Source organism: Rhodococcus sp. H36-A4, from assembly GCF_027158005.1.
Taxonomy (GTDB): Bacteria; Actinomycetota; Actinomycetes; order Mycobacteriales; family Mycobacteriaceae; genus Rhodococcoides.
On sequence record NZ_JAPVLQ010000005.1, the window covers coordinates 144,506 to 168,782 of the forward strand.

Annotated in this window: 28 protein-coding genes; 25 read left to right on the plus strand and 3 right to left on the minus strand. The window is 62.7% G+C overall.

From position 1 onward, the window contains the following. Positions 1–44 precede the first annotated feature (44 nt). Both O1W68_RS15000 and O1W68_RS15005 read left to right on the plus strand, forming a co-directional pair. Positions 45–1,220 (plus strand): sensor histidine kinase, encoded by a 1,176-nt coding sequence (locus O1W68_RS15000; protein ID WP_269304804.1) that lies wholly within the window; start codon positions 45–47, stop codon positions 1,218–1,220. Continuing rightward, positions 1,217–1,906 carry a response regulator transcription factor gene (locus tag O1W68_RS15005; protein WP_084346208.1) on the plus strand — a complete coding sequence of 230 codons (690 nt, stop codon included), beginning with the start codon at positions 1,217–1,219 and terminating at the stop codon, positions 1,904–1,906. Before O1W68_RS15000 ends, O1W68_RS15005 begins: the two co-directional genes overlap by 4 nt. A gap of 60 nt (positions 1,907–1,966) precedes the next feature. Here the strand turns inward: O1W68_RS15005 and O1W68_RS15010 are convergent, their stop codons facing one another. Then, a complete protein-coding gene (locus tag O1W68_RS15010) occupies positions 1,967–2,800 on the minus strand; it encodes a hypothetical protein (RefSeq protein ID WP_269304807.1) in 834 nt (277 codons plus the stop codon). A gap of 419 nt (positions 2,801–3,219) precedes the next feature. On the opposite strand from O1W68_RS15010, the gene O1W68_RS15020 reads away from it, so the two are divergent. From O1W68_RS15020 to O1W68_RS15060, 9 genes are all read left to right on the plus strand, one after another. Further along, complete coding sequence (locus O1W68_RS15020) at positions 3,220–4,536, plus strand: hypothetical protein (RefSeq protein ID WP_269304808.1); 1,317 nt, start codon at positions 3,220–3,222, stop codon at positions 4,534–4,536. A 10-nt stretch (positions 4,537–4,546) separates the two neighbouring features. Next, a complete protein-coding gene (locus tag O1W68_RS15025; RefSeq protein WP_269304810.1) occupies positions 4,547–5,389 on the plus strand; it encodes a sugar phosphate isomerase/epimerase family protein in 843 nt (280 codons plus the stop codon). A 171-nt stretch (positions 5,390–5,560) separates the two neighbouring features. Then, positions 5,561–6,397: a thioesterase family protein gene (locus O1W68_RS15030; protein WP_269304812.1), complete on the plus strand. Its 837-nt coding sequence runs from the start codon at positions 5,561–5,563 to the stop codon at positions 6,395–6,397. A 31-nt stretch (positions 6,398–6,428) separates the two neighbouring features. Continuing rightward, entirely contained in the window at positions 6,429–7,244 is an 816-nt protein-coding gene (proC, locus tag O1W68_RS15035; RefSeq protein WP_269304814.1) for a pyrroline-5-carboxylate reductase, read from the plus strand. A gap of 127 nt (positions 7,245–7,371) precedes the next feature. Further along, the gene (locus tag O1W68_RS15040) at positions 7,372–7,608 is read left to right on the plus strand and encodes a helix-turn-helix domain-containing protein (RefSeq protein WP_269304815.1); all 237 of its coding nucleotides are present in this window, start codon (positions 7,372–7,374) and stop codon (positions 7,606–7,608) included. A 232-nt stretch (positions 7,609–7,840) separates the two neighbouring features. After that, positions 7,841–7,942, plus strand: coding sequence for a 30S ribosomal protein bS22 (locus tag O1W68_RS15045; protein WP_003402602.1), 102 nt, complete (start codon positions 7,841–7,843; stop codon positions 7,940–7,942). A gap of 196 nt (positions 7,943–8,138) precedes the next feature. Next, the gene (locus O1W68_RS15050; protein WP_442972377.1) at positions 8,139–9,254 is read left to right on the plus strand and encodes an NAD-dependent epimerase/dehydratase family protein; all 1,116 of its coding nucleotides are present in this window, start codon (positions 8,139–8,141) and stop codon (positions 9,252–9,254) included. Next, positions 9,251–10,327, plus strand: coding sequence for a lysophospholipid acyltransferase family protein (locus tag O1W68_RS15055; RefSeq protein ID WP_269304821.1), 1,077 nt, complete (start codon positions 9,251–9,253; stop codon positions 10,325–10,327). The genes O1W68_RS15050 and O1W68_RS15055 overlap by 4 nt, the downstream gene beginning before the upstream one ends. Positions 10,328–10,345: 18 nt before the next feature. After that, positions 10,346–10,834, plus strand: coding sequence for a GNAT family N-acetyltransferase (locus tag O1W68_RS15060; RefSeq protein WP_269304823.1), 489 nt, complete (start codon positions 10,346–10,348; stop codon positions 10,832–10,834). A gap of 15 nt (positions 10,835–10,849) precedes the next feature. Here O1W68_RS15060 and O1W68_RS15065 read toward each other — a convergent pair whose 3' ends face one another. Beyond that, positions 10,850–11,779 (minus strand): HAD family hydrolase, encoded by a 930-nt coding sequence (locus tag O1W68_RS15065; protein ID WP_269305363.1) that lies wholly within the window; start codon positions 11,777–11,779, stop codon positions 10,850–10,852. 414 nt (positions 11,780–12,193) lie between these two features. Here O1W68_RS15065 and O1W68_RS15070 point away from each other — a divergent pair, with 414 nt between their 5' ends. From O1W68_RS15070 to O1W68_RS15135, 14 genes are all read left to right on the plus strand, one after another. Further along, entirely contained in the window at positions 12,194–12,466 is a 273-nt protein-coding gene (locus O1W68_RS15070) for a glutaredoxin family protein (RefSeq protein WP_269304825.1), read from the plus strand. A 181-nt stretch (positions 12,467–12,647) separates the two neighbouring features. Next, positions 12,648–13,466 carry a redox-sensing transcriptional repressor Rex gene (locus O1W68_RS15075; RefSeq protein WP_269304827.1) on the plus strand — a complete coding sequence of 273 codons (819 nt, stop codon included), beginning with the start codon at positions 12,648–12,650 and terminating at the stop codon, positions 13,464–13,466. Continuing rightward, the gene (locus tag O1W68_RS15080) at positions 13,463–14,845 is read left to right on the plus strand and encodes a glutamyl-tRNA reductase (protein ID WP_269304829.1); all 1,383 of its coding nucleotides are present in this window, start codon (positions 13,463–13,465) and stop codon (positions 14,843–14,845) included. Before O1W68_RS15075 ends, O1W68_RS15080 begins: the two co-directional genes overlap by 4 nt. Then, positions 14,842–15,819 (plus strand): hydroxymethylbilane synthase, encoded by a 978-nt coding sequence (gene hemC / locus O1W68_RS15085; RefSeq protein WP_269304831.1) that lies wholly within the window; start codon positions 14,842–14,844, stop codon positions 15,817–15,819. The genes O1W68_RS15080 and hemC overlap by 4 nt, the downstream gene beginning before the upstream one ends. A 159-nt stretch (positions 15,820–15,978) precedes the next feature. After that, positions 15,979–17,541 (plus strand): bifunctional uroporphyrinogen-III C-methyltransferase/uroporphyrinogen-III synthase, encoded by a 1,563-nt coding sequence (locus O1W68_RS15090; RefSeq protein ID WP_269304833.1) that lies wholly within the window; start codon positions 15,979–15,981, stop codon positions 17,539–17,541. Positions 17,542–17,615: 74 nt separating this feature from the next. Continuing rightward, complete coding sequence (gene hemB, locus O1W68_RS15095; protein ID WP_269304834.1) at positions 17,616–18,590, plus strand: porphobilinogen synthase; 975 nt, start codon at positions 17,616–17,618, stop codon at positions 18,588–18,590. Positions 18,591–18,606: 16 nt separating this feature from the next. Next, complete coding sequence (locus tag O1W68_RS15100) at positions 18,607–19,230, plus strand: hypothetical protein (RefSeq protein ID WP_269304836.1); 624 nt, start codon at positions 18,607–18,609, stop codon at positions 19,228–19,230. Positions 19,231–19,295: 65 nt separating this feature from the next. Further along, the gene (locus O1W68_RS15105) at positions 19,296–19,433 is read left to right on the plus strand and encodes a hypothetical protein (protein WP_269304839.1); all 138 of its coding nucleotides are present in this window, start codon (positions 19,296–19,298) and stop codon (positions 19,431–19,433) included. A 36-nt stretch (positions 19,434–19,469) separates the two neighbouring features. Further along, the gene (locus O1W68_RS15110; protein WP_269304841.1) at positions 19,470–19,664 is read left to right on the plus strand and encodes a hypothetical protein; all 195 of its coding nucleotides are present in this window, start codon (positions 19,470–19,472) and stop codon (positions 19,662–19,664) included. A gap of 56 nt (positions 19,665–19,720) precedes the next feature. Next, on the plus strand, positions 19,721–20,194 hold the full coding sequence (locus O1W68_RS15115) for a hypothetical protein (protein ID WP_269305365.1): 474 nt from the start codon (positions 19,721–19,723) through the stop codon (positions 20,192–20,194). Next, a complete protein-coding gene (locus O1W68_RS15120; RefSeq protein WP_269304843.1) occupies positions 20,191–20,439 on the plus strand; it encodes a hypothetical protein in 249 nt (82 codons plus the stop codon). The genes O1W68_RS15115 and O1W68_RS15120 overlap by 4 nt, the downstream gene beginning before the upstream one ends. Positions 20,440–20,454: 15 nt before the next feature. Further along, positions 20,455–20,736, plus strand: coding sequence for a metal-sensitive transcriptional regulator (locus O1W68_RS15125; protein ID WP_136171136.1), 282 nt, complete (start codon positions 20,455–20,457; stop codon positions 20,734–20,736). Positions 20,737–20,760: 24 nt separating this feature from the next. Continuing rightward, positions 20,761–20,964, plus strand: coding sequence for a heavy-metal-associated domain-containing protein (locus O1W68_RS15130; RefSeq protein ID WP_269304847.1), 204 nt, complete (start codon positions 20,761–20,763; stop codon positions 20,962–20,964). Positions 20,965–21,077: 113 nt separating this feature from the next. Continuing rightward, the gene (locus tag O1W68_RS15135) at positions 21,078–22,190 is read left to right on the plus strand and encodes a PQQ-dependent sugar dehydrogenase (RefSeq protein ID WP_269305367.1); all 1,113 of its coding nucleotides are present in this window, start codon (positions 21,078–21,080) and stop codon (positions 22,188–22,190) included. A 71-nt stretch (positions 22,191–22,261) separates the two neighbouring features. On the opposite strand, the gene O1W68_RS15140 is transcribed toward O1W68_RS15135, so the two are convergent. Continuing rightward, positions 22,262–24,235, minus strand: a complete 1,974-nt coding sequence (locus tag O1W68_RS15140; protein WP_269304849.1) for an acyl-CoA dehydrogenase family protein — start codon at positions 24,233–24,235, stop codon at positions 22,262–22,264. Between the last annotated feature and the right edge of the window lie 42 nt (positions 24,236–24,277).

Genomic DNA, 24,277 nt, shown 5'->3' on the forward strand with positions numbered 1-24,277 from the left:
GCGCCCTGCGCATACGAGCTCCGCATCGAACGTACGATTCCGGTGTGAGTGTTGCATCGGCTGTGCTGCTGGCTATCGCAGCGGCCTTCGTTGGGTACCTCGTCGGCGGTGTTCTGATCCCGTACCTCGCGACTCGGCATTCGGCGCGGAAACGCGCGGCATCGGGATTGACGATGCCGCAGGTGCTGGACCTGATCATTCTCGCTTCGGAGAGCGGCATCGCCGTCGTCGACAGGTTCCACGACGTCGTCCTGTCGAATCCGAGGGCAGAGGAACTCGGTCTGGTGCGCAATCGACTCATCGACGGTCGCGCATGGGAAGCTGCACAAAAGGTTCTCGGTGACGGGAATCCCGTCGAGGTCGACATCAGTTCGAAGGAAGCTAGGACGACGACGAGCCGGGACCGGATGGCGGTGCGGTGTGTGGCTCGGCTACTGAGCAAAGAGGACCAACGTTTCGTTGTCCTGTTCGCCGACGACGACTCCGAGCAGGCCAGGATGGAAGCAACGCGTCGGGACTTCGTCGCCAACGTCAGTCACGAATTGAAGACACCCGTCGGTGCGATGAGCCTGCTGGCCGAAGCACTACTCGAATCCGCGGACGACCCCGACTCGGTCCGCCATTTCGGCGGCAAGGTCGTCGCCGAATCCAAGAGGTTGGGCAACATGGTGAGCGAGCTGATCGCACTCTCGCGCCTGCAGGGGGCCGAGAGGCTCCCCGACCTCGACGTCGTGGATGTCGATACCGTCGTCAACGAAGCCCTCGATCGGTCGAAGCTCGCGTCGGAGAACGCCGGAATCGGCGTCACCACGGACCACCCGAGCGGCCTCGAAGTGCTGGGGGACCAGGCGCTACTCGTGACGGCCCTCGCCAACCTGATTCAGAACGCGATCGCATACTCGCCCGATGGTTCACCGGTTTCGGTGAGTCGAGGTCTTCGTGGCTCGAATGTTGCGTTCGCGGTTACGGATCGGGGAATCGGCATCGCCAAGGAAGACCAGGAGCGGGTCTTCGAGCGATTCTTCCGCGTCGACAAAGCGCGTTCGAGAGCCACCGGCGGCACCGGCCTCGGTCTGGCGATCGCCAAACACGTCGCAGCCAACCACAACGGCAGTCTTTCGTTGTGGAGCAAGCTCGGCACCGGATCCACCTTCACCCTGCAGATCCCGGCGTACTTCGAAGAAGACGACCCTGCGTCGACAGAAAGAGAGACACAGTGACCAACGTGCTTATCGTCGAGGACGAGGAATCGTTGGCCGAACCTTTGGCCTTCATCCTCCGGAAGGAGGGTTTCGAGGTCACCGTCGCCGTAGACGGCCCTTCGGCGCTCGCAGAATTCGATCGGGCAGGCGCGGACATCGTGCTCCTCGATCTGATGCTTCCCGGCATGAGCGGAACGGACGTCTGCAAGCAACTGCGTTCGCGCTCAGGTGTTCCCGTCATCATGGTGACGGCGCGTGACAGTGAGATCGACAAGGTGGTCGGGCTCGAACTCGGCGCGGACGACTACGTCACCAAGCCTTACTCCGCCAGAGAGTTGATCGCACGTATCCGCGCGGTTTTGCGTCGGGGCAACGATGCCGAGCTCGACGGCATCGTCGACACCGGTGTGCTCGAGGCCGGGCCGGTCCGCATGGACGTCGAACGACACGTCGTGCTGGTGAACACCGAGCAGATCACGTTGCCGCTCAAGGAATTCGACTTGCTCGAATATTTGCTGCGCAACTCCGGACGGGTACTCACCCGCGGTCAGTTGATCGATCGGGTGTGGGGTGCGGACTATGTCGGCGACACCAAAACCCTCGATGTGCACGTGAAACGGCTGCGATCGAAGATCGAGCAGGATCCGGCCAAACCCGAACGTCTCGTCACCGTACGCGGGTTGGGCTACAAGCTCGAGGGGTAGGCGACCACATCGCAGGGGAGTGGAAGTGCTTGTCCACGAAGCATTTCCACTCGCCTGAAACTATTTGGTCCGCTGCGCCTCGCGGGTTGCCGGGTGGACCGCTATGAGGCCCAATCCGCGACGGCGTTTGCACAGCGACGCCAACTCGTCGTACGCGGGCTTTCCGAGCATCTCGGTCAGTTCGGGCTTGTACGACTCGAAAACCTGCTTCTCTCCGACGTGCGCGTCGGGAGAGCCGGAGCAGTACCAGGAAAGGTCGTGACCGCCCTCGCCCCATCCGCGACGGTCGTATTCGCCGATGGTCGTCTTGAGGATCTCGGTGCCGTCGGGCCGGGTGATCCAATCCTGCGTGCGGCGGATAGGCAGTTGCCAGCACACGTCGGGTTTGACCTCGAGCGGCTCGATGCCTTTGCGTAGGGCCATCGAGTGCAGCGCGCAGCCGATGCCGCCGGCGAATCCGGGGCGGTTCTGGAAAATGCACGCACCCTTGTACCGACGTGTGCGCAGCGATTGCTCGTCGTCGAGGTCGTCGAGTTCGACGTACCCCTTCTTTCCGAGCCCCTTGTCCATCAGTTGCCAGTCTTCCGGCGTGAGTAGCTTCACTGACTCGTCGAGCTTGCGCTTGTCGTCGTCGTCGGACAGGAAGGCTCCATGTGAGCAACAACCGTCGTCCGGGCGACCGGCAACCGTGCCCTGGCAGGCCGGAGTGCCGAATACACACGTCCAATTGGACAGAAGCCATGTCAGATCGGCCGCAATGATGTGCTCGGCGTTGTCGGGATCGGGAAATTCCACCCATTCGCGAGGGAAATCCAGATCCACTTCTGCAGCAAAAGTCTGCTGCCTACTACCTGGTGTCACAAGAGAGGACGGTAGACCCAGTACCGTGGTCATGTGCGATTAGGGGTGCTCGACGTCGGAAGCAACACCACACATCCATCGGTGATGGATGTGTTTGTTCGTGGCCGCCTCGACTCCGAACTTCCCGCGAACGAACGCTTCGCCGCTTCACAGGGTGGGTCCGAATCGGAACTGCCGGTGAATTTACCTGCTGTTGGCGAGCCGGACCGTACGGTGGGAACGTCGAGGACGTTTCGATCGTTGGTCCGAAGGCCGGGCGCGCACCGTGCAGGATGGGATCGCGTCGGTGTCGATCGGTCACCACAGTCGGTGTCAGAAGCTTTGGTAGCGGAGGCGAGCATGCGAGCACTGTCGATCGACACGATCGAAATCCGTCCGAGGGCGCTGAGGGAAGGTTTGATTGTGCGGAAGCTGGACACCGAAACGACAGGCGATCCGGTAGTGAGTTCGACATGACGAGCAACAACGCCGACCCGGAGGACACCGGGCAGATCTCCGTTGCCGAGTTACTCGCGCGCAACGGTCAGAAGTCGAACCTCAATTCGGGCGGACGCCGCCGTCGAGGCGTCAAGGGTGGCATCTCCGTCGCCGAGCTGACCGGGGAAATACCCGTCGTGCGCGACGAGCCTGTGTCCGCCGAAGCGCCGGTCGTCGAACCGGCGCGTGCCGCGCCTGCGCCGTCGCCTCAGCCGTCGTCCAAGCCCCAGTTTCAGCAATCGACTCGTAGACAGCAGGAGCCGGAGTTGTTGTCGGGATCGACGACAGCGGCAGCCGACCTGCTGAATCAGGCACACGACGAAAACGAACGTCGGCCTTATGGGTCGGCAGCGACGCAGCGCCCGGTGCCGGTCCGTTCGCGTCAGGACACAGTCGCCCGTCATGACACAGTTTCGCGTCAAGACACAGTTTCGCGTCAGGACACAGTTTCGCGTCAGGACACAGTTTCGCGTCAAGACACAGCGGGAAAGGCGAGCCAGGAAGCGAAACCGGTCGAGCGCAGTTCCCGCGCGTCCGGCTTCGTCCAACGCAGCCGGTTCTCACGCACCGAAGCAGATGCTGTGCCGAAGGCAGATGTGGTCGACAAGCCTTCACAGGCGCGGCCGCGTGCGGCCGATCAACCCAGTACTGCCGCGATGCCCGCCCAGTCGCGACCGCAAACCTCCGACCCGGTCCGGCCCAGGACGCCACTCAATTCGGCAGCGGTAGCTGAAAAGAAGACAGCTGCTGCCGAAAATGAGACAGCGAAAGCCGAAAAGAAGAGTCCGGCGTCGCCTATTGCAGCACCGACACCGGATACGAAGCCGAAGCTCGAGAAAACGTTCGAGCGCCGTGCAGCATCGAAGCCCGACGACGCTGTGACCGAGGTGACCGATGCCGTCAAGGTCGGACCGGTCGACAAGAAGGTCGAGACGGTCGACAAGAAGGATGAGAAAGACAAGTTGGTCGCCGAGGATGATCTCGCGACGGAGGCCGCGGACGTCTCGAAGGAACGATCAGACAAGAAGAACGCTGCCAAGCAATGGCTCGCACTCGCAGGCCAGGGCGTTGTCGCAATCGTGGTGGGCGCACTGTTGTTCAAGGGCTTCGAGAAGCTCTGGGACATGCTGCCGTGGGTTGCCCTGGTGTTGGCAGTCATCGTCATCGTCGGGTTGGTGGCCGTGGTGCGAATTCTGCGTCGAACGGATGATTTGCTCAGCATGGTGATAGCCATTGCGGTCGGGGTGTTCGTGACGCTGGGACCGCTGGCCTTCCAATTGAGTACGGGCTGAGTTGACGGCTGTGCCGAAAGGTTTGGTAGCGGTCGGATTGTCGACAGCTTCGGTGTATCCGCAGAACACCGAAGCGGCGTTTCGTTATGCGGCAGAGCTCGGCTATGACGGCATCGAGCTGATGGTGTGGGCCGAATCGGTGAGCCAGGAAGTGGAAGCCGTTGCTTCGCTCTCTCGTAAGTATTCGATGCCGGTGCAGGCGATCCATGCCCCTTGCCTGCTGATTTCGCAACGAGTCTGGGGCGCCGACCCTGCCGCAAAACTCGAACGTTCGGTGCAGGCTGCAGAGAAGTTGGGTGCGTCGACAGTCGTGGTGCATCCGCCGTTTCGGTGGCAGCGTAAGTACGCCGACGGATTCGCCGATCAGGTGGCGGACCTCGAGATGGGCTCGGACGTAGTGGTCGCCGTGGAGAACATGTTTCCGATGCGGGCTGATCGGTTGTTCGGGCGCAAGGAAGGATCTGCCGCGAGGCTTCGCAAGCGTGGCGGCCCGGGTGCTGCACTCTCCGCGTTCGCGCCGTCCTACGACCCGACCGATTCCGGGCACGCGCACTACACACTGGATCTGTCACATACGGCGACTGCCGGGACCGATGCGTTCGAGATGATGGATCGCATGGGTGCGGGCCTGGCGCATCTTCATCTGGCCGACGGTAGGGGCGCGTCGGTCGACGAGCATCTCATCCCCGGGCACGGCGAACAACCATGCGCCGAGGTGTGCACGGAGTTGGTTCGTCGGGGTTTTCGCGGGCAGGCCGTCATCGAGATCAATACGCAGAACGCGCGCACCCTGCCCGAGCGGGCGTCGATGCTCGGGCAGGCCTTGGCATTCGCACGGCGGTATCTCGGGTAGTTCGGCTCTCGCGACACCGGGCTTATTTTCGGACTCCCACGGTGGGGGACGCCGTTACCGATTGGGCGATGATGCCGGTGGAATCCTGCCCTGCGCCCGACTCGCGCATCGACATCCAGCACACACGATCTTCACCCACCAAGACTTCACCCCCCACGAAAGGCCCGATCGATGACCGAACCCAGCCCCTTCCGTTCGGCTACCGCATTGACGACCCTCGCCCGCACCGACGTCGAGGGATCCTTCGCAGCAGTGATCGACTCCGTCTGGACCATCGGTCCCAAGGTGCACGGTGGCACGATGCTCGCCGTCTGTGCGGCGGCAGCGAAGGCTCAGCTGGACGACGCGGAAGCGCAACCTCTCGCCGTCAGTGTCAGCTACCTGAATGCGCCCGACCCCGGTCGAGTGGATCTGACGACGATCGTCCGCAAGCGAGGCAAGCAAGTATCGAGTGTCGACGTGGAAATGTCACAGGCCGGCCGTGTGGCGGTGCGGGCCGTCGTCACTCTGGGGCGCCCGGACACCGATTCGCCGCGACACGAAGTTTCCTCGGCGCTCGCGTCGATGCCGATCGAACCCCCTGCGGATGCCGACGCGGTCGGCGGGGAACATCCGATGGCGTCGGTAGTGCACCTGGCGCAGGGGTGCGATATGCGAATCGACCCGACGTCGGCACACTTTCTTACCGGAAAACAGGGCGAATCGGAGATTCGGATGTGGGTCCGGCCCCGTCCGGGCGACGAAGCCGATGCCGACACCGCAGTCTTGTTCGCCCACATGACCGGCGACATCTGCGCGCCCGTGACGATGAACCGCGGACTGTTCGGCTGGGCTCCGACCGTGCAGTTGACGTCCTACCTTCGTCGTCGACCCGCTCCAGGCTGGTTGCGGGTAGCTGCAAGCAGCACTGTGATCGGCGCTACGTGGTTCGAAGAAGATCACCTGGTGTTGGACTCGACCGGAGCTGTGGTGGTGCAGAGCAGGCAGCTGGCGATGGTCCCGCGATAGGCACGTCGAGGCCGCCTCTAGGGTTGGGGCCATGACGAGAATTGCGGTAATCGGCGGTGGCCGGATAGGTGAGGCACTGATCGCGGGCCTGCTGGAGTCCGGACACCCCGTACGGGACCTGGTGGTAGCGGAGAAGTTCGAGGCCCGTGCCCGCGAGTTGGCCTCGGCGTTCGGGATCCTGACGACGTCGATCGGGGAGGCATCGGAGAACGCCGACGTAATCGTGCTGGCGGTCAAGCCCGGCGATGTGGATGCCGCGCTCACCGAGGTTGCCAAGATCGACTTGGACGGCGAACGCGAACAACTGATCGTCTCACTCGTGGCTGGGGTGCCGACTTCGAAGTTCGAATCCAAGCTTCCAGCAGGCTTCCCGGTCGTCCGGGTGATGCCGAATACGCCGATGCTCGTGGGCGAAGGCATGAGCGTGCTGGCCCCGGGTCGACATGCGAAGGCCGAGCACCTCGAACTCGTACGCACCATTCTGTCCTCGGTCGGCAAGGTGGTGACGGTGAAAGAGTCTCAGCTCGACGCCGTCACAGCTGTTTCGGGGTCCGGGCCCGCGTACTTCTTCCTCGTCGCCGAAGCGATGATCGACGCGGGTGTCGACCTCGGATTGGCCCGGGATGTAGCAACTTCTCTCGTCGTACAGACGATGGTGGGGTCCGCGGCGATGCTCGATCGGTCCGAGGAGTCCGCAGCGGACCTTCGTTATGCGGTAACTTCTCCCGGCGGAACGACGGCTGCAGCACTGCGTGAATTGGAAACAAATGGCCTCCGAGCAGCATTTTTCGATGCTTTGGGGGCAGCAAAGCGCAGATCTACTGAGATGGGCATCACAGCTGTTTAGAGATTCGATTGCTTACACCCGTCGCAGTAACCCCTTTGGTCCCGCTAAGCTCATCGGTAGCACGTGCGTGTCTGTTCGGCAGGAGGGGAAGCCTGCCGCGCGAGACGTGCCGGAGGTAAGTGGATCAATGACGCCTATAAGCAAGCCGTCCAAGGGTTCGTCCCCGGATGGACAACCAGCTTTTGCTGGAACACAGTTCCTCACAGTCGCCGAAGTGGCGTCACTGATGAGGGTGTCCAAAATGACTGTGTACCGACTGGTACACGGCGGAGAATTGCCTGCTGTACGGGTGGGTCGATCGTTTCGTGTGCATGCGAAAGCTGTACACGACTACCTCGAGACCTCGTACTTCGATGCGGGCTGAGTAGCGCTCGCGCTCTCGGGTGAAGTCGGGCCGGTTTCGCAGATGAATGTCTGCACCGGTAAGATCTACACTCGTCGTGCCAGTCGCTGTTGTTGCATCGGGCTCTGGCTTCTGCAGCGCCCGAGCGCCAGCTTGGGGATCGACAACTCCGTCAGGGGTTCGAGGATGCCAGGTAGGCGTACGCAACTTCGCGTGCGCGAAAACGTAGACAAGAACGTGAGGAACACCCGCCATGGGTTCAGTGATCAAGAAGCGTCGCAAGCGCATGTCGAAGAAGAAGCACCGCAAGTTGCTTCGTCGTACCCGAGTTCAGCGCAGGAAACTCGGTAAATAGAGTTCCTCGAAAGAGGCCCGTCACCTTATGGTGTCGGGCCTTTTTTGTTCGGTGAGGCACCCAGTTTTCGACGTCGGGAGTCCTGAAAAGCACTCTTGTCCGGATCTGCATTCTTCCTGCACAGGGTGCCATTTCTCGTACTCTCACATCTTCGCTGGATTCCAGTAGGCTGCTTGTTGCGGCACGAATCCTGGGGGTGTGTGTGAACTCGAACGATCGAGGCGTCGCGGCGCCGAAAGTGGTCCTCGTGACCGGTGTAAGCCGTTTTCTCGGGGGGTACCTCGTTACTCGGCTCGCGCAGAATCCATCGATCGAACGCGTCATCGCTGTCGATACGTGCTCACCGAGCAAAGACCTGCTGCGCAAGATGGGCCGCGCCGAGTTCGTGCGCGCCGACATCCGCAATCCGCTCATCGGCAAGATCGTCCGCAGCGCGGGCGTGGACACCGTTGTCCATGCCGCCACCATTGCCAAACCGCCCCGTTCCGGCGGTCGAGCGACCATGAAGGATCTCAACGTCATCGGTGCGATGCAACTCTTCGCCGTCTGCCAGAACTCACCGACGGTGCAGAAGGTAGTGCTGCGGTCTTCCTCGTCCGTCTATGGGTGCAGTGCCAAGGACCCGGTCAATTTCACCGAGGAGATGAGTGCCCGGCGTCCGCCGCAGGGCGCCTACGCTCGGGACACCATCGACATCGAGGGCTACGTCCGCGGGCTCGGCCGCCGCCGTCCGGACGTCGCGGTGTCGATTTTGAGGATGGCACCGCTGATCGGACCACGGCTCAACGGGACTATCTCCCGTTACATGACCTCTCCGATCATCCCGAGTATTCTCGGCCGCGATGCACGCATGCAATTACTGCACGAAGAAGACGCCTTGGCTGCGCTCGAGCGAGCCACGATCGGCGGACCGGCAGGCACGTTCAACGTCGGAGCCGACGGAACGATCATGTTCTCTCAGGCTATCCGGCGGGCGGGTCGTATCGAAGCGCCCGTGCCGTTCGCGTTGTTCAAGAGCGTAGGTCGAGCACTGATGGGTGGCATGATGCGCGAGTTCACCACCGAACAACTCGACTATTTCCATTTCGGCTGCGGGCTCGACACGACCCGTATGAGATCCGACCTCGGTTTCGAACCGCGGTGGACAACCGTGCAGGCATTCGACGACTTCGTTCGCGGCGCAGCGCTGCGTCCGGTCCTCAAAACCGAGTGGGTCGATGCCGCAGAGAAACACTTGTTGTCGATCGTCGATGCCGGTGCAGCAGTGTCGACGAAGGTACTGACCGTCGCGAGTCCGGGACGAAGGAGGTGAGCGACGTGGCGAAGGTAATTCCGCTGCACGGCGGTGGGTCCGGTAGAACGGCGTCCGCGAGAAACACAGACCAGAGCCGGGTGGATCGAAGTCGCAGCCGCCACCCGTCCTCGTACACCGAGGTCCGGCCGCCCACGCCACTCATCACTCCGACCATCGCCACACCGCCGGTGACAGCCACACCGGCGGTGACAACGGTTCCGGTTTCCGTACCCATCGACGCGATCAGGGAGAAGTTGGTCGATCAGATTGCCGGAACTGCCGAGTTCCTGCGACGTCGGCTCGCCGGTGACTACCAGATCGACGAATTCGGGTACGACCCTCACTTCGCCGATGCCGTATGGCTTCCGCTGCTGCGGCCATTGTTCGACAAATGGTTCCGCGTCGAGGTCAAGGGAATCGAGAACATTCCGAACGACGGCGGTGCACTCGTTGTAGCCAATCACGCCGGCGTCATCCCGATCGATGCGTTGATGACATCCGTCGCGGTCCGCGATCACCATCCTGCGCACCGACCGCTGCGAATGTTGGCAGCCGACATGGCATTCGAGATGCCCGGGGTCGGATCGATCGCACGCAAAGCGGGACACACGCTCGCCTGCAACCCCGATGCCGAGCGACTGCTACGCATGGGGGAGGTAGCGGCGGTCTTCCCCGAGGGCTTCAAGGGAATCGGCAAGCCGTTCAGTGAGCGCTACAAATTGCAACGGTTCGGCCGCGGCGGTTTCGTATCGGCCGCTTTGCGTACAGGAGCCCCGATCATCCCGTGCTCGATCGTGGGGTCGGAAGAGATCTACCCGAAAATCGGCGACCTCACCACCCTCGCTCGGCTGATGGGAATGCCGTACTTTCCGGTCACGCCACTCTTTCCGCACTTCGGCCCACTCGGTCTCATCCCACTGCCGTCGAAGTGGTACATCGAGTTCGGTAAGCCCATCTACACCGACTCCTACGAAGCCCAAGCTTCGGACGATCCGATGGTGCTCTTCGAGTTGACCGACCACGTTCGCGAAACGATCCAGCACACGCTCTATCGACTTCTCGCCAAGCGGCGCAACGTCTTCCTCGGGTAGCTCTGTAAAGTCCTGGCGGTGCTGATTCGTGACACCATCACCGAAGACCTGCCGTCGATACTTGCCATTCACAACGACGCCATCGCCACCACGACGGCGATCTGGGACGAGACCGAAGTGGGACTCGACGAAAGAATCACCTGGTTCGACGGCCGACTTCGAGCTGGATTTCCTGTCCTGACCGCGGTCGTCGACGGTTCTATCGCGGGGTATGCGTCGTACGGGCAGTGGCGTCCGAAAAGTGGGTACCGGCTGACGGTCGAGCACTCGGTCTACGTGGACAGAAACTTTCACCGCCTAGGCATTGCCAGCGCACTGCTAGCGGAGTTGATCGCGCGCGCCCGTGCCACAGGAATCCACGCAATGATCGCGGTTATCGAAAGTGGCAACAGCACCTCTATCGCGTTGCACGACAAATTCGGCTTCGTCACTGTCGGACAGCTCCCCGAAGTGGGGGTCAAATTCGACCGATGGCTCGACCTGACACTGATGCAACTGAGTCTGTGACGTCTGTCGTCGGGGTCAGGCAGCCCGACGGCGACCGAGCACGGCAGCGAGTCCGCCGCCGACGGCACCGATGGCAAGGGCGGTCGGGACCCCGATCCTCGCGGCCTTACGCCCCGTCCGGAAATCGCGGATCTCCCAGCCGCGGTTCTTGGCCACTTCTCGCAGGTCCGCGTCTGGATTGACGGCGACGGCCGTGCCGACCAGCGACAGCATGGGGACGTCATTGTGGCTGTCGGAATAGGCGGTGCACCGTTTGAGGTTCAGGCCCTCGCGGACGGCGAGTGTACGAACGGCGTGAGCCTTGCCGAGGCCGTGCAGAATATCTCCGACCAACAGGCCGGTGAAGATCCCGTCCTTGCTTTCGGCGACGGTTCCGAGTGCACCGGTAAGGCCGAGTCGTTTGGCGATGATCTGAGCCAGCTCCAGTGGCGTAGCGGTGACCAGCCAGACCTGCTGACCCGCATCCAGGTGCATCTGTGCAAGTGCGGCGGTGCCCGGCCAAATCTTGTCGGCGATCATCTCGTCGTAGATTTCCTCGCCCAGGCGAGTCAGTTCGGCGGTCGATCTTCCGGTGATGAAGGACAAGGCTTTTTCTCGGCCACTGGCTACATCGTCACTGTTCTCTTTGCCGCTGACTCTGAATTTCACTTGCTGCCAAGCGAACTGGGCCAGATCGCCGCTGGTGAAGTACTTTCGCGAGGCCAGGCCGCGTGCGAAGTGAATGATCGACGCGCCCTGCACCATCGTGTTGTCGACGTCGAAGAACGCTGCGGCGGTCAGGTCGAGTGGCACCGAGCCATCGCTGTCGAGCTGGAGCGCCAGTGCCGCGTCGGCGCTCGCCTCTCCCGCGACGTTGGCGCGGACCTCCGCGTCGGTAGGACCGAGTGGATTGCGGAACCGACGTTTGCGGCGCTTGTCGGCCGAGGGCTGCCGGGTGTCGACCATGACCGCGTCCGGCACCTCCGCTATCGGCAAGTCCGGCACTACCTCGTCCTCGTGTACTACCTCGGCCCTGTCTACCTCGGCCCTGTCTACCTGGGCCCTGTCTACCTCGGCCTTTGCTACTACCCTGGGCTCGTGCGCTGCCGAATCGTGTGAATCGGACACCTGTGTGTGTGAATCGCCGGAATCTTCGCTGCTGATGTCAGGCGTTTTCGGGTTCTCGTCGTTCATCTTCTTGCGCACCTCCCTGCTCGAGCACTGCCACAACCCTAGTCCGTGTCACTGTGCTACTCCGTGTCACTGTGCTACTCCGTGGCACTGTGGCTGAGCGTGTATGCGCGGGATCGATCCACACCCGTGAGGACCCGGTGCGCCTGTGAGCTTCGTCTCTACACCCGGCGGTGAGACAGTAGGGGGATGAGCTCCAATGAATCTTCCGTGGTTCTTCTCACCCGCGCCGGTTGTCACACTTGTGTCCTCGCGTTCGAGAAGTTGACAGCGGTGTGTGCTGATTTCGGAATTGTTCCCTCGGCGGTCGATGTGGATCAGGCAGCGGTCACCGACCCTGACCTGCGAGCGGAGTACGGAGACCGTGTTCCCGTGGTGCTGCTCGACGGGCGCGAACACAGCTACTGGGAGGTCGACGAGCCACGATTGCGAGCGGATCTGGCGGTCACCAGGGCACCCTAAGAACGTGCGATTGCTCTCGCTTTGCAGGTGAGGGCACCTCTAGCACGGATCCAGCGACTTTGTTCATTCGTTCACAAGCGGTTACCGTGGGGCGAACAATATCAATGCTCGAAAGAGTCGTGATCTGGATGTATCAGGATCAGCGTGAGGACCGGCATCGCTGCCGTTCGGACGAGGAGCCATGAACGTGACCGAAGAGCGCCCGGCTGTACCGGCGACCGTTGAACGGTCTGCTGGGGTCGAACGCGTTATTCCACAGGCTACGGTGACGCGTTTGGCGGCCTACTTGCGGGTCCTCGGAATTCTTGCCGACGACGGAGTGCTCATCGTATCGAGCGAAGAACTGGCCAACGCCGCGGGTGTCGGCTCGGCGAAACTGCGTAAGGATCTTTCCTTTCTCGGCCCTAACGGCGTGCGTGGAGTCGGTTACGACGTCATGCGCCTGCGGGCCAAGATCGAGAGCGCACTCGGTCTCGATCGCGGACACAAGGTCGTCCTCGTCGGTGTCGGGAATCTCGGTGAGGCACTCGCGCGATACGGAGGCTTCGGCCGTCGCGGATTCACGATGGTCGGACTCTTCGATCGGGACGCGAAGAGAGTCGGCACCGACATCGATGGAATCGAAGTCCGACACGTGGACCTGTTGGAACAGTCGTGTCGCGAGCTCGAAGCCACCATCGGTGTGATCGCCACCCCCGACGCGGCCGCGCAGAGTGTTGCCTCCGCGTTCGTCGCGGGCGGTGTGGAGTGCATCCTCAGCTTTTCCCCGGTGATGCTCGACGTGCCGGACAGTGTCGAGGTGCGTCGAGTCGATCTGGCAGTGGAAATGCAGGTTCTGTCTTTCAATAGTTCGCGGAACGAGGCAGCTCATGGATCACCGAGTCTGTCCGGAAATCCGCGCCTCGGACGTAGCCGAGGACCACGAGTGACGCCCGGCTCACTGACCGGAGCCATCAGCCCTAGCAGTTCGACAAGAAACGGATCGGTGATTGCACCGTGAGTGTCCTTCTCGTCGGGATTTCGCACCGTAGCGCTCCCGTCGCAGTTCTCGAACGTGTCGCTGTCACCGACACGGATCGGCCGAAACTTACCGACAAACTCATGGCTACCGGAAGCATCTCCGAAGTCATGGTGGTCTCGACGTGCAACCGCGTCGAGGTCTACGCCGTGGTCGATGCTTTCCACGGCGCTCTGACCGCAGTCGGGGAAGTGCTTGCCGAGCACTCCGGACTGGAAGTGCAGGAACTGACCCAGCACGCCTACGTTCGATACAGCGAAGCAGCCGTCGAGCATCTTTTCGCCGTCGCCAGTGGCCTCGATTCGATGGTCATCGGCGAACAACAGATTCTGGGACAGATTCGCGCTGCGTACGCGGCCTCGGACAACCAGCAGGCGTCCGGTCGAGTGCTCCACGAACTCGCGCAGCAGGCGTTGCGCGTCGGCAAGCGCGTTCACTCGGAGACCGGAATCGATTCCGCTGGTGCGTCGGTCGTTTCGGTTGCGATCGACCGTGCAGCGACGATGTTCGGTGGAAGCCTCGAAGGAAAGACCGCCGTCGTGGTGGGCGCCGGTGCGATGGGCGGACTGTCCGTGGCACATCTCGGACGTGCCGGAATCGGTCGCCTGATCGTCGTCAACCGCACCCGGGAACGCGCCGAGCACCTCGCCCAAACCGCATTGTCCGCCGGTGTTTCCGCGTCGGCGATGGATTTAGACGAACTCCCCGCTGCGCTGGCCGACGGCGACGTGCTCGTCACCTGTACGGGCGCGGTCGGTGCTGTCGTCTCCCTCGCGGATGCACACCTCGCGCTTGCGCAGCGAGATCCAGGGCGACTTCTCGCCATCTGCGACCTCGGACTGCCCCGCGACGTCGATCCCACTGTTGCAGGGCTACCCGGCGTCAGCGTGTTCGACATGGAGTCCCTGCAACGGGACCCGGCCGCAGGCGCGGCATCTTCCGACGCTGCGGCGGCGCGCGAAATCGTCTCCGCCGAGCTCTCCGGATACCTCGCCGGTCAACGGCTCGCCGAGGTGACGCCGACCGTGACGGCACTACGCCAGCGCGCAGCCGAGGTCGTCGAAGCAGAACTCATGCGACTCGATTCGCGACTGCCCAGCCTGGACTCGCCGCAGCGCGACGAGGTTGCCCGGACAGTGCGACGCGTCGTGGACAAGCTCCTGCATTCACCCACTGTCCGAGTCAAGCAACTAGCCACCACCCCTGGCGGCGATTCCTATGCAGCAGCGCTGCGGGAGTTGTTCGAACTGAGCCCGGGAACGGTCGACGCTGTCGCCAGCCCGATCGAGATCAATGGAATGGAACTCGTGGACGATTTCACTGCCAGCCGGATCGACGGCAAGAAGGGACCACAGCGGTGACCGTCGTAAGAATCGGAACACGAGGAAGCCTGCTCGCAACGACCCAAGCCGATACAGTCCGGCGTGGGCTGATCGCAGCAGGTCTCGATGCAGAACTCGTGATCATCAAAACTGCCGGTGATATGTCGGCCGCTCCGGTGCAGACCATCGGAGTCGGCGTGTTCACTGCGGCGTTGCGTGAGGCTCTCACCGACGGCAAGGTCGACATCGCCGTGCACTCCTACAAGGACCTGCCGACCGCTCCCGACGAAAGATTCGTCATTGCTGCGATCCCCGTGCGGGAAGATCCGCGCGACGCGCTGGTTGCTCGTGACGGTCTGGTACTCGGCGAGCTACCTGTCGGAGCAACCGTCGGGACGTCTGCGCCGCGTCGTGCCGCGCAGTTGCGTGCACTTGGTCAGGGTCTCGATGTCAGGCCACTACGGGGCAACCTCGACACTCGTATCGGGAAGGTGGCGTCCGGTGAGCTCGACGCTGTCGTCGTGGCGCGAGCCGGACTCTCTCGGATCGGCAGGCTCGACGTCATCACCGAAGCACTCGATCCGGTGCAGATGATCTCGGCACCCGCGCAGGGTGCCTTGGCTGTCGAATGCAGGATCGCCGACACCGACCTCATCGAGGCGATTCGCACGCTCGACGACGAGAACACCCGCACCTGTGTTGCCGCCGAGCGTGGTCTGCTGGCCGAACTCGAAGCAGGATGTTCGGCTCCGGTCGGCGCCATCGCCGACATAGTGGAGTCCATCGACGAGAGCGGCCACGTCTTCGAAGAGCTGTCACTGCGTGCCTGCGTGGCAGCCCTCGATGGTAGCGATTCCATTCGCGCGTCGATCGTCGGTGCCACCGACAATGCAGAGGAGCTGGGCCGTGACCTGGCCCGCGAGATGCTCGATCTCGGCGCCCGAAGACTGGTCGACATAACCGAGCCGGCAGCTACAACTTCTGCACCCTCCGGGGGAACATCTCATGTCTAGGTCGATCACCACACCGGTTCGCGGACGCGCCAAAAGCAGGGCCTCTCGCCCCCCGGTCCGCGGCGAATCCATCGCCACTGCACGGCTGATCCCGAAGCGGGGCCCCGCAACCTCGATCGAACTGCAGCACCCACACAAGAAAGCACTGGAGAACAACCGATGAGCCCAGTCCGCAAGAATGCCAACGGACGGATCCTTTTCGTGGGATCGGGGCCGGGTGACCCAGCTCTGCTGACGGTCCGAGCCCGCGAAGTACTCGGCTCTGCCGAACTCGCGTTCACCGATCCAGATGTCGACAAGGGCGTTATCGCGCTCGTCGGACACGATCTTCCGCGCGACCCTGAAACAGGCGAGACCGGAGTCGATGTCCGACCGGCCCTCGGTGAGCCTGCCGAGGTCGCCAAAACCCTTCTGGCCGAGGCGAAGAACGGCCACGATGTCGTGCGCCTGGTGTCCGGGGATCCGCTGACCACCGACTCGGTCATAGCCGAGGTCAACGCCGTTGCACGCACACACGTTCAGTTCGAGGTTCTTCCCGGACTGCCGTCGGGTTCAGCGGTGCCGAGCTACGCCGGAATGGCGTTGGGTTCCGGACACACCGAGGCCGACGTCCGAGGCGAGGTCGACTGGGCGGCGCTTGCTGCCGCACCCGGGCCGCTCGTACTGCACGCGACGTCGGGGCATCTGGCCGAGACGGCCAGTGCACTCGTCGAACACGGTCTCGCGCCACAGACACCCGCGGCCATCACGGTCCGGGGCACGACACGTCAGCAGCGCACCGTAGAAGCCACCCTCGCCACGCTGAACGATGCAGGCAGTGAGCTCGTCGGTTCGCTCGTCGTCACCGTCGGCAAGGTCGTTTCCGGGCGAAACAAGATGTCCTGGTGGGAGTCTCGCGCACTGTACGGCTGGACCGTTCTGGTGCCACGTACCAAGGACCAGGCAGGGGAGATGAGCGATCGTCTCGTGACGCACGGCGCCATCCCGATCGAGGTTCCGACCATAGCCGTCGAACCTCCACGTAGCCCGGCTCAGATGGAGCGCTCGGTCAAGGGCCTGGTCGACGGCAGATACCAGTGGGTCGTCTTCACCTCGACCAATGCAGTACGCGCCGTGTGGGAGAAGTTCGAAGAGTTCGGTCTCGATGCCCGTGCATTTTCGGGTGTGAAGATCGCGTGTGTCGGCGAAGCGACGGCGGAGAAGGTTCGGTCGTTCGGAATCAACCCCGAACTGCTGCCCTCGGGAGAGCAGTCCTCCCTCGGTCTTCTCGAGGACTTCCCGCCGTACGACGAGGTGTTCGACCCGGTCAATCGGGTTCTGTTGCCGCGTGCCGACATCGCTACCGAAACGGTGGCCGAAGGACTTCGTGAGCGCGGGTGGGAGATCGACGATGTCACTGCCTACCGAACCGTGCGTGCTGCGCCGCCTGCCGCCGAGACCCGCGAGATGATCAAGACCGGAGGGTTCGACGCGGTGTGCTTCACATCGAGTTCGACTGTTCGAAATCTCGTCGGTATCGCTGGGAAGCCGCACGCACGCACGCTCGTTGCGTGCATCGGTCCGAAGACGGCAGAGACTGCTGTCGAGTTCGGTCTTCGGGTCGACGTGCAGCCGGAGACCGCACAGGTCGGTCCACTCATCGAGGCACTGGCCGAGCATGCTGCTCGTCTGCGCGCCGAAGGTGCATTGCCGCCCCCGCGTAAGAAGAGTCGCAGGCGCTGACGCCCAAGCTGCGTGGAAATAGCTCCGGTAGAGCTGTTTCGACGCAGCTGCCCGACGAAGGAGGGCCCGTACAGTTGTTTCCCGTAGACCGCCCACGCCGACTGCGCCGGACTCCGGCGTTGCGTCGGTTGGTGGCTGAAACGTCTTTGCAAGCGCGGCATCTGGTGCTGCCTATGTTCGTGGCGGACGGGCTGAGTGAGCCGCGCGAGATTTCCTCGATGCCCGGTGTCTTTCAGCACACGCTCGACTCGCTGAGCGTTGCCGCAGAAGAGGCAGTGGCGGCGGGCGTAGGTGGTTTGATGCTGTTCGGTGTGCCGCGCCCCGAGGACAAGGACGCCGACGGGTCCGGAGCAAGTGACCCCGGCGGAATCCTCAATCGTGGGCTTCGGCGTCTGAAAGCCGATCTCGGCGACTCGACCGTGATCATGGCGGACACGTGCCTGGACGAATTCACCGATCACGGACATTGCGGCGTACTGACCGCCGACGGCGTCGTGGACAACGATGCGACGCTGGCACGGTACGTCGAGATGGCACTCTCGCAGGCAGATGCCGGCGCGCATCTACTGGGGCCGAGCGGAATGATGGACGGGCAAGTAGCTGCGATCCGCGAAGGCCTGGACGCGGCAGGCCACGATGCCGTCGGACAGCTCGCTTATTCCGCCAAATACGCCTCGGCCTTCTACGGACCTTTCCGGGAGGCGGTAGGGTCTTCGCTACAGGGCGATCGGCGTACCTACCAACAGGATTCGGCGAATCGCCGCGAAGCTGCCCACGAAGTCGAGCTCGACTTGGCGGAGGGGGCGGACATGGTGATGGTCAAACCAGCTATGTCGTATCTGGATATTTTGCGAGACATCGCCAATATTTCTCCGGTTCCCGTTGCCGCATATCAGATTTCAGGTGAGTACTCGATGATCACCGCGGCCGCGCAGAACGGTTGGATCGATCGCGACGAGGCAATAGTGGAGTCCCTGACCAGTATTCGAAGGGCCGGCGCCGATGTGGTGTTGACCTATTGGGCTACGGAAGCAGCTGGGTGGCTATGACCGAGCATGGTGAGAGATGACCGATCCATCGCAGCCCGAAGGCGATAGTCCCCGGCCACCGCCGGACTGGGAGCGCTGGGAGGCCGAACATGGCCCGCCGTCGCTGAAGATTCCGTCGTTCGATTCACTGCCGCTCGAATCCATCCAACGACCGGCGCCGGTGGACGTCGAGACTTCGCGGCATCTGTGGTGGGGTGTAGCGCTCCTGGGAATGCTCGAGTTGCTGATGACGCTCGTTGTCGTCTACGGCGACAAGTCGATCTTCGCGCAGCAACTCGTCGACGATGTGGCGCTCCAGCAACCGTCCATGCCGCTGACGGCGGAGTCGGCCGAGAGTTACCTGACCGCAGCGCTCGTCTTGATGGTCTTCCTCGGAGTGGGTTTCGGAGCGCTGTTCTTGTTCTGGGTGAACAAGATGCGGCTCGGCCGGATGTGGGCGCGGGTGGTCCTGACGATGATCGGGACGGTGACAGTGGTTCTTGCCTTGCCTCAGCTGTTCGGACTCGGTTCCGCCGACGGTGCGTTGTCGCTGTCGATGGCGGTTGCGGGTATCGCGCAGGGTGTCCTCGCAGCGGGTGCGATTTATCTGATGCACCGCAAGGAATCCAACGAGTATTTTCTCGCTTCACGCAAGAAGTGAATGTCGGCGTGTCACTTGCGCCACTCGCAGATCATGTGAATAGCATCACTCGGTACTGTCCTCGAGTGATCGGATCCAACATGACGCAACCGGAAGTCCGCGAGGGCGAGCAAGAGCGCGGTAAGCCCTGGGCGCTTCTCGGGCTTTTGCTGGCGGTATCCGTCGCGGTGTTCATCATGGCGCTCGGATTCAGCGCCGGATGACCTGTGGTTTTGTCTTCTACGACCTCCTGAGCTAGCGTGACAGCCATCACAATCAGCGGTCAGGGGAGTCGTATGCAGGTTCGGACCGAGGTCAGGCACACGCCGCATGTCGATCGCACCGAGCGTGTGAATCACAGCATGCGGTTGGAGTTGCTGATGATCGGCCTCGTAGTGACCATGGGCATCCTCGCGGCGATCGCGATCGTCCTGCCCGCTGTCGTCAGTAGCTGACGCCTCCGACCCGGGGCGCTTGCGCAGTGACCAATGGATTCGAGTCCGGTTCGCCGTTGCCTGATATGGAATTGCTGTTCGATGAAGAAGGCGCTCGCTGGCGAGCACTGCTGTGGGGGCCGCTGTTCTGTGTGCTGGCGTTGGTGATCGAACTCTTGACCGGCCCCGTTGTTCACTGGTTCGCTCTGGCGTTGTTTGCGTTCATCCTGGTCGGGTTCACCTACGTTCAGGTCAGCGCCGCGCGCAGGCATGTCAGCGTCGCGGTGACGCCCCAGTACTTACGGCAGGGGACCGAGACCCTGGACATCTCGGACATCGACGAGGTGCTGCCGCCGATCGATTACTCCGATGGCGACTACGAACCGAAAAAGTGGGAGACAGCGCGAGTGCTCGGTGAAGTGCATTCGGTGCCTCGTCGACGCACCGCGATAGGTCTTCGGATGAAGGGCGGGGCGCTCGTGCAAGCATGGGCGAAGGACGACGACGCCCTGCGGGCAGCACTCGAGCATGCACTGATCGAGTACTCGTGATCCGGGGACTTGCGATTGCCGAGACCGTCTCCGCGGTGATAGTCGTAGCTCTCGCGGTCTTGTGTTGGAACGCGGGTGTGACCGAGACGGTGGTCGCCGCGGCCGGCAACGGTGAGCCCGAGTATGTCTCCACCCGTTATGCCGGGCCGTGGATCGCGCTGAGTGCCGTGAGTGTTCTCGTCGCAGGATTGCTGCTGATCGATGGGCTTCGGCGACTCCTTCCGCCACCGCTGTATACCCGGTAGGGGTATGCTCGGGTTATGAGCAGCTATTCCACTGAACAAGACGACTTGCTGAAGAGGCTCAGGCGTATCGAGGGACAAGTTGCGGGCATTTCGCGGATGGTCACCGAGGATCGTTACTGCATCGACGTACTCACTCAGGTGTCTGCGGCTACAAAAGCGTTGCAGTCGGTGTCGCTGAAACTGCTCGACGCGCACCTCGCCGGATGCGTCGTCGAGGCGGCACGCAAAGGTGGCCCCGAGGCAGACGCCAAGGTCAAAGAAGCGTCCGACGCGATCGCGCGACTCGTCCGATCCTGATTCCCCACCCGGAAAGGTGAACACATGCAGAACAAATACATCGTCGAAGGAATGACCTGCCAGCATTGCGCCGCATCGGTCTCCGAGGAGATATCCGAACTTGGAGGCGTGAGCGGCGTGGACGTCGACTTCGCCAGCGGTGAAGTTGTCGTCACCAGTGATCGGGACATCGACGCGGCGGCCATCGCTGCCGCGGTCACCGAAGCGGGATATACACTCGCGTCCTGATGAGCGAACGGCACCCGATCGGTTACCTGAGAATGAATCGGCTACGCGGGCGGACCATCGGGCACAGTGGGATGAACAAGCTGCTGTCCGGTTCCGGAATTCTTGTGTCGATCATGACGATGACGCTGGCCTGTTCGTCCGGATCGGTTGCCCGAGAGGACAGCGTGGCACCTGCGCTGGATGTGACGACCGAACTGGACGGGCTGAGCAGGCCGTGGGATGTGGTGGCGGCACCGGATGGCGCAATCCTGACCGGCGAACGGTCGGGTCGATTTATCGTCAAGCGTGCGGACGGATCGGTGGCGGACCTCGAGGCCGATCTCGGCGATCTCTATGCCGAGGGTGAAACCGGTTTGATGGGAATCGAACTGGCACAGGATTTTTCCTCATCCAGAACGTTGTACACCTGCCAAGGCGTCCTCGGCGAGGACGCTGGAATGGACAGTTCGGGCGGCGCCGAGGGGAACCGCATCGCCGTCGTCAGCTGGTCCGTGGACGCGGCCTGGACGGAATTGACGCGGGTCGCGACCGTGCTCGACGGTATTCCGGTCGCCGAGAACGGCCGTCATGGCGGTTGCCGAATCCTGGCTGCCGAAGACGGTTCGCTGTTCGTCGGAACCGGGGATACCGCGAGCCCGACTGTCCCGCAGGACCGAACTTCGCTCGGCGGCAAAGTGCTTCACATCGAAGCCGACGGCTCGCCCGCCGCGGACGCACCCGGCCGCGTGTACACACTCGGACATCGCAACGTGCAGGGCCTGGCATTCGCACCCGGCACCGACACCCTGTACGAGGTGGAGCAGGGCACGAGCCGAGACGACGAACTGAACCTTGTGGTTCCCGGCGGAAACTACGGATACAAGCCGGATCGCGAGCCGGGAATCTACGACGAGTCGGTGGAGATGACCGACCCCGATCGTGTGCCGGGTGCACGCGCTGCGGTCTGGAGTTCGGGATCACCGACCATTGCGACACCGGCGCTGACATTCGCCGATGGCGCAGCGTGGGGCGAGTGGAACGGCGCAGCTGTCCTCCCCAGTCAACAGGGCCGGAAGCTAGTTTTTCTGAAGCTGACGGACGATGGTACCGGGGTCGCTCAGCATGCCGTTGCGCTCGAGAACGAGTACGGCAGACTCCGCTCGGCCACGAGCCTGCCCGACGGTTCGATTCTGCTCACCACCGACAACGGCTCGGAAGACAAGGTGCTGCGCATCTTTCCCCGGTGACGCCCATCTCTCCCCGCTGACACACCGGGGGACCACCGCGCACCCGGCGATGGTCCCCACTCACGGCGGCGTCAGCTCGCGTGAGCCTTGCTCGGATGATCTGCAGACTCCTCGTCGCTCCCCGCGCCCGGATGGCCGAGCATGGCGGCGCCGAGGAGTTCTTCCGGAACGCCGAAGCCCTCGACCAGTTCGAGTGCATGCGGACGCAGCGAGCGGCACCGCTCGTTGATCCCGCGGGTGACGGCCTTCGAACGCTCCGTCGACAGATAGCGGTGCTCGACGAACCAGGCTTTGTCCTCCTCGATGACGGAGAGTGCATAGAGATCGCATACCTGCTCGAGAATCTTCTTGGCTGCCTCGTCCTCACACGAGTCGATGCCGGCGCAGAACGCTTCGAGAACGATCCGATCGATGTGCGCGCGCGCCGCGTGCAACACATGGTCCTGGACGGAGTTGAAGGCGTCGAACGCGCTCATTTCCTTCGAGTTCTTCTGCAGGCGCCGTGCGACCGTCGACAGTAGATAGTTCTCGCGATCCTCGAACATGCCTACCTGCGTGCCGCGATTGAACAGCGATCCCTCTTCCTCGTTGTCCTGGCGGGAGTCGAGGATGGTCTGGATGATCGTCTGTGCTGCAGTGCGTTTGATCACGCGGTCGCCGGCGAACTCCGCGGCGAAGCGAACCCACTCGACCGGGCTCATGCTTTTCACGTCGTCGGCGTAGGCAGTGAGCAATTCCTTCGCGACGAGCTGCGTCAACACGTGGTTGTCACCCTCGAACGTGGTGAACACATCGGTGTCCGCTTTGAGTGAGATGAGCCGATTCTCCGCGAGATAGCCTGCGCCACCGCAGGCTTCGCGCGCTTCCTGAATCGCGGTGGTCGCGTGCCAGGTGTTCGCCGCCTTCAACCCTGCCGCGCGGGACTCCAGCTCGCGCTGCTCCTCCGGATCCGGGTCGTCACTCGTCTGAAGCTCGTGCATCTTCGCCACGAGCTCGTTCTGAGCGAATTGCAACGCATAGGACTTGGCGATCAGTGGGAACAGTCGACGTTGATGCACCAGGTAGTCCATGATGAGGACTTCTTCTTCGGAATCCGGTGCCGTGAACTGCCTGCGCTGCAGTGCATATTGCGTCGCGATATCCAGGGCGACGCGAGCAGCGGCGGCCGCGCTGCCACCGACGGTGACGCGACCACGAATCAACGTGCCGAGCATCGTGAAGAAGCGTCGACTCGAGTTCTCGATAGGAGAGGAGTACGTGCCGTCCGCGGCGACGTCGGCGTACTTGTTGAGCAGGTTGTCGCGCGGAATGCGGACGTGGTCGAACATGATGCGTCCGTTGTCGACTCCGGGGAGACCGCCTTTGTACTGGCAGTCGCTCGTCGTAACTCCGGGGAGGTCCGCGCCGTTCTCGTCGCGCAACGGAACGAAGAAGCAGTGGACTCCGTGTCCTTCCGGCTCCTCGCCCGGTCCTGCGGTGATCAACTGCGCGAATACTGCTGCGACGGTTGCAGTTTCGGCTGCGCCGCCGATGTAGTCCTTGCGTGAGGACGGAGTGGGGGAGTGTACGACGAATTCGCCGGCCTCGGCGTCGTACGTCGCGGTGGTCTCGAGGGCCTGCACGTCGCTGCCGTGGCCGGTCTCCGTCATCGCAAAGCAGCCGAGCAGATCGAGGTCGATGAGACGCCGCACGTAGGCCTCGTGATGGCGTTCGGTGCCGAGGTTTTCGATGGCTCCGCCGAACAGTCCCCATTGCACTCCGGCTTTGACCATCAGTGACAGGTCCGACATGGCGAGCATTTCGATCATCGTCACTGCTCCGCCGACGTCTCCGCCGCCGCCGTGTTCCTTCTTGAAACCGTCTTCGGCTACGCCGTTTCGAGCAAGCAGCTTCATTTGTTCCAAAGCTTTGGTTCGAGCGATCACGGTGTTCGGGGTGTAATGCGGACGGAACTCGTCTCGAACGAGTTGCCTGCGGGCCTCGTTCTTCACATCACGCCAGCGGCCGTCCAAGGTGTTGCGAAGGTGCTCAGATGTGGTTGCCATACTCGACGGTAACCTTTCGGTCGCCGAGCCGGGAGTGAAGGG